The following is a 13,163-nucleotide window of genomic DNA, read 5'->3' on the forward strand; positions in this document are numbered from 1 at the left end:
ACCACAAGAGCGCCTCAACGCCTTTTCACACCAGCCCGCGCCCCGGACCCTGCGCCTGCCCCGCAACCGCCAGATCCCGCACAACCTGAATCAACTCAGCAGGATCGAACGGCTTGGTCAGATAGGCATCAACCCCGATCCCCCGCCCCCGGCGCTTGTCATCATCCTGCGCCCGGGCCGTGATCAGCACCACCTTGATGTGGCTCGTCGCCTCCTCCGTCCGCAACTTCTGCGCCGTCGCCCACCCATCCAGGTACGGCATCATCACATCGAGCGTGATGACATCCGGCATGACGTCAAGGACTCTGTTGATACAGTCCTGCCCATCGGTGGCGGTAGCGACCTCGAACCCCTCAAGGTTCAGGTTGACCGCGATGAGCTGCCGGATGACCTCGTCATCGTCCACAACCAGTACTTTGCCAAGAACCTCGCCCACGGGCGCAAAGCTAACCTGTAGCAAGCCCGTCACGGGCGGTTTCCCGCGAAGTGTTCGAGGACCTTTATCCTGTGCCGAGTGGTCCCACGATGCTGATAGCCTTGTGACTCGTCGAGCCCCCTTAGCTCAGGGGATAGAGCACCGGCCTCCGGAGCCGGGTGCGTAGGTTCGAATCCTACAGGGGGCACTCGATCTTGAGCAGCGGTTCCGGCCGCTGACCAGGGCAAACATCACAGGTACGGGCGGGCCTCCAGTCTCACGGAGTCCCGCCCGTACTCGTTGTAGCTCACTGGCTGTGGACCAGTTGTGGACCATGATCGAGCTCCCTCTAAGTCACCAATCGACAAGAAGGCTGCGTGCCACCTGTGCTTCTCCGGGTGTGATCAGCAGACTCCATCTCGCCGAGTGTTGATCACTCGTCAGCGGCCACGAGCCATGCGAGATCGCTCGTTATGCGCTGGAGGCGATGAACTCGCGGCAGCCGACAAGACTCCCCACAGCCGTGGAAACTGCTCGACCAAGGCCCTTGAGCCGGTCGTGAACGGTCGCCTAGCGGGCGCGCAGGAAGGCATCCTGCTCTGCTGCGGCCTGCAACTAGTGCGGGACGGCCGCAGGCACCGACACGGCACCCGTAGCCGACGCTCCGACGGGGTGTTCGTATGCCTGGGTGGTGATGCGCTCCAGCCAGTAAAGATCCTCGCTGATCAACGACTTTCTCGCATTGCAGTATCAAGGGTCTACCGTTTGCAGCGTCATGGCTTCGAGTAGCTGTCCACTAGCCGCTCTGCGAAACTCTCTGGCCGGCACCGCTCACGCGCTCAACTACCTCGCGCGCCATATGTCCAGGCATGCCCAGCAATCCAGCTACCGCTCAGCGGTGGGTTCGACAGCAGGCGGCGTGATCGGCCATGTTGAGATCAGTGCGTTGCAGACCTACCATCTCCCCACCGAGACGTCTGCATACCACGTATATGGATGGGCCTTCATGGAGATACTTAGTTCCTTGCTTCCTGGCGTTCGCGCACTTCGCGCTCCTCTCTTTGCGGGCGTGCTCTGGCTCGGAGTCGCCGTGATTATATTAGCGCCATATAGAGATAAGTTACTAGCCACTTCAGAAGCTGGACTCGCAATCAAAGAGTTGACTTCTGGATGGCCTGATGGATTTACTATTCCGGCAATCCTTTTCCTTTCATACCTGCTGGGCAACGTGGCGACGGGGATATTAAGCCCTCTAGTCAAGCTGGTCGGAAATGCAATCAATAAGGTACTAGCTTGGGCCGCCTCCAAGGAGAATCGACCTGCCACAAGGCCAGATGGCACCTTCCAACTGAAAGCCAGGCGTCCATATCGCCTGTTCAGGGTGATCAGAGGAGTCGAATTCTCAGCTCGACCGATGAGCATTTTGGCCCGTTCGCTTACAATCGATGCCATTGCGAATTCACTTCACAAGGCTGGCGTACCCGGAATGGCGACATATATCTTTCCAATTGAAGCCGGAATCAGAGATTTGAGACACTCCGCCGCACAGTTGTCTCAATCTGCGTCTCCCCAATATCAGGAGTTTGATCGCATCCAAGCCGAATCGGAACTGAGACTAGCAATAGCCCCGCCGATCGTGACTCTCGGCATAATTTTCCCACTTAACGGGTCGATCTGGCTCGTATGTGCGACATTGCTCATTGCGACGGTGCTATTGATCCAGGCATTGATTCATCACAGGCGAACCGTGGAGATCCTCGCAACTTCCGCCTATCTCGGGTTCACTGTAATTCCATTAGTGCAGTCTGTGGCGGATCGCTTGTCGCAACTAAAGGAACCTCCTCAGTCTGAAGGAGGGTGGATGGGGGCGATCGTTGTAGCTCTACATCAAGGCAATCATCTTGAAGAAGAGGAGGAGTCTCTTCGTGAGCTTGCCGAGTTTAACGAAGACGATCGTGCTGATGCGCGAAGCTATCTTGAGCAGCATGATTTGGAGGCGGCAGGGTCCTTCGATCGCCTAATGGAAAAGCGCGTCCCGCCACCTTGGGAACGCGAAGAGGCGGAATCGCCGACAGAGGTTCCTCTTGGTGAGCAACGTTAGATCGGCCATAGCAAGCCTTGGAGTGATTTGTTCATGGAGCGCAAGAATTACATACCTGCTGGAGAAGATAAGAGCTGTTCGGCTTGTGGAAAGGCATACAAGCCTCTTCGTCGAGGAATGTGCCAGCCGTGCTATCGGAGGGACGCGCGCTATGGTACGCCTGAATATGAGCGGATTGACCTTGATGACTTAACCTACGACTTTGTGGTGCAGAACTGCACCCGAAGCGGTGAGTGCCTTATCTGGACTGGCGTTCTGGGAAAGGAAGGCTTCCCGCAGACCGCGGATCGGAAGTTGTGGCGGGAGGAGGGAAAGCAGCGCCAAATTCGTATACATCGTTGGATGTACGAGAGCCAAGTGGGGGAGCTGCGTAAGGGACAGCAGGTGAGGCAGACGTGCGGCAACAAGCTATGCGTTTTTCCGGGACATCTTGAGGTGTCAACACCTCGCCCAGGACGGTCGCCTCTCGGCGAGGCCGGCCAGTATAAAGGGCGCAAAAAGCGTGATGACGATGGTGAACGTTGTGCAAACGGCCACGAGTGGACAGAGGAAACCCTCTATGTCGATCGTAGAGATCGTCGTGTATGCAGGGCATGCCAGGCTGCTTCACATGTGCGCAGCAAAGGTGGTGACGCTAGTGCCCACGAATGGAAGCGTCGCAAATCCTGGGAGGACACTCCTCAATGCGCAAATGGTCATCTATTTGAAGAGCACGGCTGGTACTTCAATGGCGAAGCCCGAGTCTGCCGGAAATGCTTTGCGGAGAAGGAGCGCGTGAGATGGCTGCGCGTGAACTATGGGCTCACGCTTGAGGATTTCAAAAAATTGCTCGCGGACCAGGACTTCACATGCTCTTCTGCTCTGCGGTTTTCGATCCGAGCGAGAGCGACCTGGTGCCCTGCGTTGATCACGACCACACTAATGGTCGAGTCAGAGGCATTCTTTGCCGGTCATGCAATCTTGGCCTGGGACACTTCAAAGACAATATCGGGCGCCTGAATGCTGCGATCCGCTACCTAGAGGTTCATCAAGTTCTGTCAACTGATCCAGATTGATGCGCCCACCATTACCCGAGCAGGGCGGTCTTTATTTCACCCCTGTTTCATCTGCTCTAGGCGATTCATAAGATTAAAGCGGTGGCGTATACGTGCCCTCTATCATAGATTTTTACGGGCGAAGCCCAGCGGGGCGGGCTGGGCACAACTGCATCAATATATTATGGTCATGACTAGCTAAGGCTCAGCCGACTGGGTTCAAAATGTGCAGCCCAACGCCAACAGATTTAGGGGGATCACTTACAACTTGACGCCCATTGGTAGTGTGCTTCCATCTCAATGTAAGGAATTAGCTTGACTGCATGAGAGCGGATATAGAGTGAGAGTATAAGCCGGTTCGCCTTTGGCCAAATCGCCAGGACTTCTTCATAGCGTCCAGCCTTTCGCTCCGACGCCATCAGAAGCCGCAGTTGTTCTATTTCTTCAAGTTTTCGCTCTCTCCGCTCCCGCATCTTCCGACTACTGGACTTCGCCCGCTGCTCGATCCGCTTGATGCGTCGTTCTTCATGTTCCGATAATCCGCGGCGGCTGCCAATGTAACGAGAATGGTTGAGTTCATGGCTCATTGCGCCTCTCCTTAGCTCTGGCTCCGGTTTTCCTGCGGCCGCACTCAATAACAGGAACACCGCCGAACACATGCTACCTGTCTTCACCAACGGTGGCAGCAGTCGTCAGGCATCGAGCGGGACCGCTTGCCATCCCTGCAGATCAGGACATTGCGAGTTGTGGTTCGTTACTCAGGCAACAAGAATGGCAAGCGGTGCGCGCATCAACCAGAAGGGCTGAGGCCGTGACGCCTCATGGCTTCGCCGTCCTTCGACCTGGATTGAGGCGGTCGCCGCTGAAGTTTCCGTCGTCAGGTATCCGCACCCGGGCGACCGAAGCTGAGGTGAGAGCAAAGTCCCCACATCGACGCATCCGCGTCACCGTCCAAACGTGCCCCGACACGGTTTCAATCAGTCGAGTAGGTCGCTTGTTCGCTTGAAGGGTGGCGCGTCGGCAGTCCGACTCCACTGTGGTCACCAGCGATGGCCCGTGCGGACAAGGCGGGTTGGATACTCAGTTTCCTTTGATTTGAGCTTGATTATGTTTGCAGGGCAGCCTCGATTCGGCGGTTGATCTGGTCGTTACGCCCATCGAGGCACTTGGCGTACCGCTTGAGGAGGACCTCCACGCTGTTGCCGGCGCGCTCCGCTACCACGGTCGCGTCAACACCTGCGTTGAGCCACGTGGACAGGGCGGCGTGGCGCAAGTCGTAAGGCTTTCCGGCGAGTGGCGAGGCGACCTGCCGCGGGGTCAAGGCGAAGCGACGGGCCTCTTCCCAGGCTCGTGAGTAAGTCGAGGCGCCGAGAACGCCACCACGTTCATTGCGGAACAACCGTCCGTCCGGGGCTGTGCCGAACTCTCGGAGGTGCGCTCGCAGAATGCGAACCAGCTCCGGCGGGATCGGCACGGGCCGGACCTCGCGTTCCTCTCGCTGCTTGAGCCCGCGCTGGTCGTGCACGGTCCCGCTGTCGGTCCATTGCTTGCCGCTGCTTGGGCGGGTGACTTCGAGAGTGAGCAACCCCCATCCATCATCCGGCAGATGGCAGTCGCTTTCTCGGAGCCCGATCGCCTCGGCTGGACGGAGACCAGCAAAGTACAGCGTGGCGAAGAACGCCACGAGGCGGCGTCCTCGAGCACGATGCCAGCTACCAACGTAGGAGAGGCTCACGAGGAGTTCGCGGGCCTGGACGGGGTTGACCACGCATCGCCGGTCAACAGTGTTGTCCCTTGCCACCTTCTTCTGCTTGACGCGCTTGAGTGGGTTCTCAGCCAGCTCGCCGAGGTCGACCGCGTATTCAAGAGCGGTGTTGAGGCCGCGCCGCCGCCGGGCCGTCGTGTCGGCCGCCGCGCGTTTGCCGTCGCGTGTGAGGGTGAGTTCCTCGCAGATATTGCGCGCCATGATGGGGTCTGCGAGGTCACTCACGTTGACGGTGCCCTTTTGGAGGAGGCGAACGGCGTAGCCGAGATGAGGCGGAGCCGCGTCGTGCTCCTGGCGTGGTAGGAGGGCCCACTGCATCGCGGCTCTGATCTCCTTCTTGGAGAGGCCGACGGCCTCATCGGCTAGGAGGGCGAACGTGGCTACCGTGAGACTGTCCACGATGGCCTCGCGGGTTTTGGCAGCAGCACCCTTCCAGCGCATGCGCACGTACTTCCGGCAGAAGTCATACCAGCTCAGAGCAGCCTTCTCCGTCTTCGTCATGGAGGCAGGCAGGCCGGTGAGCGTGTCAAAGGGTTCACCTCTCTTCGCAGCCTTGAGCAGGTCGGCGCGGAAGCTATCCGCGAGCGCCTTGGTCAGGAACGCCTTGGACTTCGGCTCTGTGCCGACCTTCCATCGGAGCTGGTACGGCTTGGCGCGGCCCTTGCGATTACGGATGCTCCAGATCACGACGTCGTGAGTCTGCATGTCGCCCCTTCCTAGGCTGCGGTCTGCTCGAAGGTGGTGAGCCAGGCGTCCAGGTCGCAGCGGCGGACCTTGCGCTTGCCGTTGGGGAGTTTCAGGGACCTTGGCCCGCGGCCGGTGTTCAGCCAGCGGTAGAAGGTGGATTTCGGGACGTCGATCTCGTCGAGGACCTCGGCGATGGTGAGCAGGACTTTGGGACGCGTTGTCATGGTGGTGGTTGCCTTTCGGGCATCGTGATCGGTGCTGGGTGATGCCTCGGCGGTTGTGCTTGGCGGCTGGTCGCCGAGGGTGCTCGCGGGGGGTTGGGTGGGGGTGAGCCGTCCCAGCCGTCCCAGGGTCATTTCCGCAGGTCAAGCCTGGGACGGCTTGTTTTGGTGGGACGGGTCATGCCGTCCCGGCGATCGGAGCCGTCCCGCTCTGACCTGCGGTGACGAGGCTGGGACGGCTGGGACGGTTGTCCCTCTCGATCGGTACGACGTCGGCGTCTGGGACGGGGCCGAGGCTGGGGCAGTAGCGGGCCCAGGCGTCGGCGAAGTCGGCTCGCTGGTAGCCCTTGGCCTGCTGACCGTTGGGGAAGCGGATGTTGCCTGAGCGGATGTCGTACTCGCGCAGCATCGTGCCGAGCTTCATCGCGGTCAGTCCGGCCGGGCCGCACTCTCCCCACCCGCTCTCAGGGTCGCTCTTGAGCCGCTCCAACAACACGGCGGTAGGGAGTGCGGTCTCGGGGCCGAACGCAGTCCGGCAATTGGTCAGCAGCCGTACACGGGCCGAGGCCTGGTCGTTGTCGTCGGCCTCAGCGGTGAGGGTCAATGTGGCGGTGCGGGCGCGATCCGGCCAGTTCTCCCCCGCATGGTCGGCAACGATGACGAGGGTGTGCGGTGCCAAAACGGTGAATACTGTTGCTGAGCTGGGCGTTCGCAGGGCGGTTAGGCTGCTCTGCGGTACTCGCTGATCAGCCCGGTGACGGTGCTTCGACGGTGGATCTGGGCGGTCATGTCGATCACCTCGTTGGGATCGTGCAACGGCGGGCGGAGCGAACGGCCCTGATGCGGGCGGTGATCGTTGAAGTGGCGTTCATACTCGACCAGGACCCTGCGTAGGTGCCGTTCACCGTAGATCAGCAGGTGATCGAGGCACTCTCGGCGTAGCGTTCCGACAAATCGCTCCGCGAACGCGTTCGCCCGCGGTGAGCGGGCAGGTGTCTTGATGATCCGCACACCACTGGCAGCGAACACCTCATCGAACGATCGAGAGAACGTGCCGTCACGGTCCCGTATGAAGAACCTGAAGCTGCCGGCACGTTCGCCCAGGTCCATCAACAAGTTCCGGGCCTGCTGGGTGGTCCATGTACCGGTGGGGTTGGAGGTGACGCCCAAAATGTGCACGCGGCGCGTCTGGATCTCCATGACGAACAAGACGTACAGGTGCTTGAGGAAGACAGTGTCGACGTGCATGAAGTCGCAGGCCAAGATGCCGGAGGCTTGGGAGGTCAGGAACTGCCGCCAGGTCGGTGACGCCCGCCGGGGCGCTGGGCCCAGGCCAGCCGTGGCAAGGATCCGGCGGATGGTGCCTTCCCCGACCCGATGGCCGAGGCCGAGCAGTTCACCCCGGATCCGCCGGTGCCCCCATCGCGGATTCTCCCGGGCCAACCGGAGCACCAGATCTCGCAGTTCGTCCGGGACCGGCGGGCGCCCGACCGTGTTCGGGTAAGTCCAGCGCTTGGTGACCAGCCGGCGATGCCAGGTCAACAAGGTGCCTGGTGACACGATTCGATGGAGCCGAAGCCGCTTGGGCAGCAGCCGTGCCAGCGCGGCCAGCAGCGCCCGGTCGGCCCAGTCCGGTCTCGGCCGGGCGACCTGACGGCGCAGCACAGCGACCTCGTGTCGCAGCACCAGGATCTCCAACTCCTTGGATGCGTCGCTCCGCGTGAGGAGCGTCAGCCAGCCGAACAACCGGACCATCAGCAGATACAGGAGGCGTAGGAACACGAGCGCTGAGCATAGAAGACCAGGTCAGATGCCGTAGACGAGTTATGGCACCGCACACGGCTGGCCCGCGAGGCGACGCCTTCCGATCTTCCTCGGCCTGGCCGGCCACCATCCCTGTCCGTGCCCATACCCGACGAAGGCCGCCGCGGGCCGGCCCGGCGGGACCAGGCCGAGCGACACGACCGCCGCAACGCCGGCGACCACCGCGCACAATGTCAGCCCGGAGACGAACCCGCCGATGCTGACCGTGCTGCCGGACGCCAGGCTCGCCGCTGCCACGGTCGAGACCACCGCCATGCCGATCGAGCCTCCGAGCTCGTGAAGGGTGTTGATGATGCCGGAGGCGACGCCGTTCTCGCCGGGCGGGATGTTGGCCATGGTCGTCGTGGTGGCTGTCACGAACGCCGACCCGATGCCGAGCGCCGCCAGTACGAACCCGGGCAGCAGCGTGACGTACGGGTTGGCGTCCGGCGAGATGCGGGTCATCAGCGCCGCGCCCGCCGCCGTCAGTACGAACGAGGCCACCGTCACCGGCCGCCCGCCGAGCCTCCCGATCAGGTGCCTGCCCGCCTCCCGCGCGGTTCAGCCATCGACGTCGAGGACGAACCCGTCGACGGCCAGTTCGGTCAGGAAGGCGATCGGCTCCACCAGTTGCTCGATATGGCGTACGCCGGCCGGCAACCCCGGCAGGTGGCGGACGAGCAACGCGGCTGCGCGACCGGTCGCATGACTCTGTGACTGCCCGCTGAAGGACGCCTGAGCCTCGCCGGCGCTGACTGTCACAGCGAAACCGTCGCTTCCGAGGTGGACCTTCGCCAGCGTCTTGAGCAGCAGCTCTCGCATCCGGGGACGGCGCAGCAACCCTGCGATGGCGGGCCGCCGGGCTGCGGCCAGGAGCGTGGTGAAGAGGCGGGAGTCCAGGCACAGGCCGGTGCGAGCGGACGGCACAGCGATCGTCCCGGGCAGCGTGTACTGGTCGGAGAAGGGGAAGCGATGCACGCTACGGGCACCGTACGGCTCGGGGAAGGCCATCGTCCACGAGCCTTCGAGCACGCCCAGCCTGTCCAGCGTCCAGGCGATCGCCGCCGAGCCGTGCCGCTCCCCCGAGCCGAGCAGCACGCCGATGTGCAGGTCGCTGTCCGGTGACCGCTCGGCGACCACGCGTGCCAGCAGGTTGGTGACGCCGGGGACGAGGCCGACGCTCAGGGCGGCGGTCGTACCGTGCGCCGTGGCGAGGTCGTCCAGCTCCTCGATCGAGGTCAGCACGTCGTGGGAGGCCGACACGTCGACGTAGGCGATGCCGCGCTCCAGGCAGGCGCGGGCGACGAGGGCGTTGCCGATCTCGGCGCACATCAGCACCGTCGTGACTCCCTCCAGCGACCTGGCCAGGTCGGCGGGGTCGGCGGCGTCCACACGAACCGACGTCACACCGGGAATGGGCCGGGCCCGGCTTGGATTGCGCCCGGCGACGATCACCTCCGTGCCGGGACGTCCTGACAGGGCCAGGGCTGCCTCGCGGCCGACCGCGCCATATCCGCCGAGGATCAGGACGACGCTCATCGGCGAGCCCCTCTCTTGTCTACCCCTTACGATTTTCGTAGTCACACTACAAGAATGTTTTCGTAGTGACGCTATAGTCAAATCGTGAGCACAGCACCACGACGACATGACAGCGACCGTACTTCCGGGAAGGAGGACGGGAGGACGGCGCGGGCCAGGTCGACCCGCACCCGCATCATCGCGGCGGCCACCGAGCTGTTCACCACGACCGGTTACACGAGCACGAGCATCAATGCCATCGCGGCCGAGGCGGGCGTGGGCGAGCAGACCGTCTATTACGCCTTCGGCACCAAGCGGGCCGTCCTCACCGGGGCTCTCGATCTGGCCGTCGCGGGCGACGACGAGCCTGTGTCTACTCTCGAACGCCCCTGGGCGCGGGACGCGATCGCCGACCCCGCCCCGCTCGGGCAGCTCCGCCGCCAGGTGGCCGGCTCCGGAGAGATCTACTCGCGTGCCGCTCCTCTCCTGGACGTCGTGCGCAGCGCCGCAACCACCGATCCCGACCTCGCGGAGGTCTGGACCACCAACCTCCGGCAACGCCTCACCGTGCAACGCGTCTTCGCCGAAGCGCTGGCCCGCAAGACGCCTCTGCGCGACGGGCTCACCAGCGAGCTCGCGGCCGACATCGCGCTAACGATCCTGTCCCCCGAGACGTACAACCTGCTGGTTCACAGCCGCGGCTGGAGTCGGGCGCGCTGGCGGGGCTGGGCCTTCGACGCCCTGGCCGGCCTGCTCACCACCCTGCCCCGCCCCGATCAGACGCTTGAAGAATGACCCTCCGGCTGTTCCTGGCCTCGTGTGGCGGAGGCGAGGAACAACGGCAAGGCGAGGAACAACCGATCCCGTTCGGCTCGTCGCACTTGCTCGCCCGTCCAGGCGTCGTACTGCTCCCGGCTGATGATCCCGGCCGCGTGCACAGCCTGCGCGATGCCTGTCAGCATGCCGAGCATCGTCTTGCCGGTGAAGACCCCGACGTGCACCTCCACCTCCACCTCGCGAAACCCGGCGTCCAGTAGCAGGTTGCGGTAGCCGCGGGCGGCGCGCGGGCTGGCTGTCAGGTCGGCGCGGGCGTGCACGATGGTCCGGGTGAGGCCGGGCTGGTCGGAGTCGATGACGAAGGTGTCCCAATCCTGCCCGGTGAGCACGATCCGGCCGCCGGGGGCCAGCACGCGGGCAGCCTCGGTCAGGGCGCGGGCCGGGTCGCCGAGTTCGTGGAAGACCTTGTCCGCTCGGTATCCGCCCACCTCGTGGTCGCCCAGCGGGAGGCGGTAGGCGTCGCCGACGCGGAAGTCGGCATCGGGCCGACGCTGCCGGGCAACGCTGATCATCTCTTCGCTGACGTCCACGCCGACCGCCGTGACCTTCCTGTCGTTCAGCTCGGCCACCGCCCGGCCCGCGCCGCAGCCCACGTCCACGGCGGAGTCCCCGGGCCGTAGCCTGAGCAGGTCGTACGAGCGGGCGCGCAGCATGGCAGCGGCCGGGATGGCGTCGGCGAGGTCGAGCAGCTTGACGAGTTCCGTGTCGTTGGACATGCACGCCACCATGCGACTTAATGTCGACATGAAGTCAAATCCGGCGATGACCATCGGCGACGTCGCGGCCCGATTCGGGCTCGCGCCGCACGTCCTACGCCATTGGGAGGCGATGGGACTGCTTGCTCCGACCCGTGCCGAGGGCGATCGCCGCCGCTACAGCCGCGATGACCTCTACCGGATCGCGGTTATCCTGCGCGCCCGGGAAGCCGGCATCGGTCTGGAGGATCTCCGCCAGATGCTCACCACCACCGAACCGGCCGCCCGCCGAGTGATTCTCCATCGCCACCGCGAGAACCTGGTACGACGCATCGCCGCTGCCCAAGCCTCGCTCGATCTCCTCGATTGCGCGCTGACCTGCGATCACGAGGACTTCTCCAGTTGTCGGCACTTCCAGGCGATGCTCACCGAACGCGTCGAGCAGGCCGTCGCCCCTCCTGCGGTGCGGGGTTGAGCAGTTGCAGAAGGCGAATATCACCGCTCGCAGAGGTGGCGTGGACGCGGCATTCGAAGCCGTGTTGACGCGCTTTCACACGCACTCCTACGGCTAGGCGGTGCCTGGCTTTCAGCGCGTCCTGGCCCTCTCTCCGGGACATGTCACGGCGGCCAGGCACCTCAAAACCTCTCTGGCCAAGAGGGACGGCCGGGAAGATGCAGCGTGCGATTGCACGGAATCAGAAGAAACCATGTCCATATGGCTGATCATCGCAGCGGCTGTGCTCATCGCTGTCACACTGCGCGGTGCACGAGTCCTGTGGGCCCGCTGCTCGCCAAGCTCCGGGTCGACACCGACGGCGCCAGATGACATGGCTGATTCAACCGTCGTCGTCAGGCGCCCCTGGACGCCCTCTCCTCCGCCGAACGAGCAGGCTCAGGTCTCCGCAAGGTACTGCACCGCTTACGGCATGCAGATGGAGCATGGTCATAGGTTCTGTGCCTATTGCGGACGCCCGGCGAGTATCTGGTCTCATCCCCTCCGGCGTTGTAGAGCACAGCGTCTTTGCCGCTCAGGGTGGGCCCCCGGCCCCCCGCCGCGGGTTAGCACACTCATCAACGGACGCGGCGAGGCCCGACGCTTGCTGCGGCGAGGCTCGGCGACCAGCCCGCGGCCGAGTTGCGACGTGCCCGCCGCCGGTGGATCCAACACACCCAATCCGATCACGAGGCAGGCCGACACACCTCGTGGGCGCGGCCCACCAGCCGTGGCCGGTACCGGGTGCGCCGGGGCCGCGGATCGGGCGGACCGTGACATCGGCGGGTGGGCGTGTAGGGATTGCGGTGCCCGCTCCGACTCATCGGTGACGGCCGCCGCCGGGCGGCCACGAAAGGACACCTCCGATGCCCACAGCACTCCCACGGCCGACCACCGTCGAGCGCCGCCCACCGGCCACGACGCCACGCAGCCTGCGGGCGGCGCGAGTCTCGGTCGCCGCCGGTCTGGGCTTCCTGGCCCTACTGCTCATCGTCCACCTGGTACGCACCGACGTGTCGCTGTCCTGGCAGACGACAAGCGAGTACGCACGGGGCGGCGCGGGATGGGTCATGGTCGCCGCCTTCCTGGTATCGGCGGTGAGCCACGGGTCCCTCATGGCCGCGCTGGCCGGCCGACTCCGAGGCGTCGCCGGGCGGGCCGGCCTGGTGGTGCTGGCGGGCGTCGCGGTCGCCACGGCGGTGGGCGGCGTCTTCGTCACCGACCCGATCGACACCCCGCAAAACGCGTTGTCGACCAGCGGCACTCTGCACGGGCTCGGTGCCGGGCTGGCGCTCATGGCCACGCCGGTCGCCGCGCTGCTGATCAACCTGAGGCTGGCCGGCCAGGCACCGGCCGGCAGCCGGACGCGTCGGGTCCTGCGCTGGACCGCGCCGCTGCCGCTCGTCGCGCTGGTGCTGTTCATGACGGCCCAGACCGTTCTGCTAGGTGAGGGCGGCACGTTCGGGCCGGACGTACCGATCGGCGGCCCCGAACGCGTCCTCGTGCTCGCCTACGCGGCGTGGCAGCTCTTGACCGCCCGGATCGTCTCGCGGCCTGCCGCCGACACGATGTAGGCCGTCGCACATCCGCTCCG

General features: G+C 64.2%; 14 protein-coding genes and 1 tRNA gene. 6 read left to right on the plus strand and 9 right to left on the minus strand.

Annotated features, from left to right (window positions below; all coding sequences use genetic code 11):
* Positions 1-25: 25 nt before the first annotated feature.
* On the minus strand, positions 26-436 hold the full coding sequence (locus ABEA43_RS59005; protein ID WP_345576741.1) for a response regulator transcription factor: 411 nt from the start codon (positions 434-436) through the stop codon (positions 26-28).
* Positions 437-551: 115 nt separating this feature from the next.
* On the opposite strand from ABEA43_RS59005, the gene ABEA43_RS59010 reads away from it, so the two are divergent.
* From ABEA43_RS59010 to ABEA43_RS68465, 3 genes are all read left to right on the plus strand, one after another.
* Positions 552-623 (plus strand) — tRNA-Arg (locus tag ABEA43_RS59010).
* A 798-nt stretch (positions 624-1,421) separates the two neighbouring features.
* Positions 1,422-2,516 (plus strand): hypothetical protein, encoded by a 1,095-nt coding sequence (locus ABEA43_RS59015; RefSeq protein WP_345576743.1) that lies wholly within the window; start codon positions 1,422-1,424, stop codon positions 2,514-2,516.
* Positions 2,517-3,364: 848 nt separating this feature from the next.
* Positions 3,365-3,571, plus strand: a complete 207-nt coding sequence (locus ABEA43_RS68465; RefSeq protein WP_425570645.1) for an endonuclease domain-containing protein — start codon at positions 3,365-3,367, stop codon at positions 3,569-3,571.
* A gap of 236 nt (positions 3,572-3,807) precedes the next feature.
* Here the strand turns inward: ABEA43_RS68465 and ABEA43_RS59025 are convergent, their stop codons facing one another.
* The 7 genes from ABEA43_RS59025 to ABEA43_RS59055 all read right to left on the minus strand — a co-directional run bounded on the left by ABEA43_RS59025 (position 3,808) and on the right by ABEA43_RS59055 (position 9,565).
* On the minus strand, positions 3,808-4,137 hold the full coding sequence (locus ABEA43_RS59025; protein WP_345576747.1) for a hypothetical protein: 330 nt from the start codon (positions 4,135-4,137) through the stop codon (positions 3,808-3,810).
* Between the two features lie 518 nt (positions 4,138-4,655).
* The gene (locus ABEA43_RS59030; RefSeq protein WP_345576749.1) at positions 4,656-6,020 is read right to left on the minus strand and encodes a tyrosine-type recombinase/integrase; all 1,365 of its coding nucleotides are present in this window, start codon (positions 6,018-6,020) and stop codon (positions 4,656-4,658) included.
* A gap of 11 nt (positions 6,021-6,031) precedes the next feature.
* A complete protein-coding gene (locus tag ABEA43_RS59035; protein WP_345576751.1) occupies positions 6,032-6,226 on the minus strand; it encodes a helix-turn-helix transcriptional regulator in 195 nt (64 codons plus the stop codon).
* Positions 6,227-6,401: 175 nt separating this feature from the next.
* On the minus strand, positions 6,402-6,902 hold the full coding sequence (locus ABEA43_RS59040; RefSeq protein WP_345576753.1) for a DUF3631 domain-containing protein: 501 nt from the start codon (positions 6,900-6,902) through the stop codon (positions 6,402-6,404).
* Positions 6,903-6,943: 41 nt separating this feature from the next.
* On the minus strand, positions 6,944-8,005 hold the full coding sequence (locus tag ABEA43_RS59045; RefSeq protein ID WP_345576755.1) for an integrase core domain-containing protein: 1,062 nt from the start codon (positions 8,003-8,005) through the stop codon (positions 6,944-6,946).
* Between the two features lie 42 nt (positions 8,006-8,047).
* On the minus strand, positions 8,048-8,563 hold the full coding sequence (locus ABEA43_RS59050) for an MFS transporter (RefSeq protein WP_345576868.1): 516 nt from the start codon (positions 8,561-8,563) through the stop codon (positions 8,048-8,050).
* A 24-nt stretch (positions 8,564-8,587) separates the two neighbouring features.
* Positions 8,588-9,565 carry a saccharopine dehydrogenase family protein gene (locus tag ABEA43_RS59055; RefSeq protein WP_345576757.1) on the minus strand — a complete coding sequence of 326 codons (978 nt, stop codon included), beginning with the start codon at positions 9,563-9,565 and terminating at the stop codon, positions 8,588-8,590.
* Between the two features lie 84 nt (positions 9,566-9,649).
* Between ABEA43_RS59055 and ABEA43_RS59060 the strand changes: the two genes are divergently transcribed.
* Complete coding sequence (locus tag ABEA43_RS59060; protein ID WP_345576759.1) at positions 9,650-10,339, plus strand: TetR/AcrR family transcriptional regulator; 690 nt, start codon at positions 9,650-9,652, stop codon at positions 10,337-10,339.
* Here the strand turns inward: ABEA43_RS59060 and ABEA43_RS59065 are convergent.
* The gene (locus tag ABEA43_RS59065) at positions 10,321-11,097 is read right to left on the minus strand and encodes a methyltransferase domain-containing protein (RefSeq protein ID WP_345576761.1); all 777 of its coding nucleotides are present in this window, start codon (positions 11,095-11,097) and stop codon (positions 10,321-10,323) included. The two genes, ABEA43_RS59060 and ABEA43_RS59065, sit on opposite strands and share 19 nt — an antisense overlap.
* Before the next feature lie 46 nt (positions 11,098-11,143).
* Between ABEA43_RS59065 and ABEA43_RS59070 the strand changes: the two genes are divergently transcribed.
* Both ABEA43_RS59070 and ABEA43_RS59075 read left to right on the plus strand, forming a co-directional pair.
* On the plus strand, positions 11,144-11,551 hold the full coding sequence (locus ABEA43_RS59070; RefSeq protein WP_345576763.1) for a MerR family transcriptional regulator: 408 nt from the start codon (positions 11,144-11,146) through the stop codon (positions 11,549-11,551).
* A gap of 884 nt (positions 11,552-12,435) precedes the next feature.
* The gene (locus tag ABEA43_RS59075; RefSeq protein ID WP_345576765.1) at positions 12,436-13,143 is read left to right on the plus strand and encodes a DUF998 domain-containing protein; all 708 of its coding nucleotides are present in this window, start codon (positions 12,436-12,438) and stop codon (positions 13,141-13,143) included.
* Positions 13,144-13,163: the final 20 nt, after the last annotated feature.

The organism is Nonomuraea rosea (assembly GCF_039539705.1).
GTDB lineage: Bacteria > Actinomycetota > Actinomycetes > Streptosporangiales > Streptosporangiaceae > Nonomuraea > Nonomuraea rosea.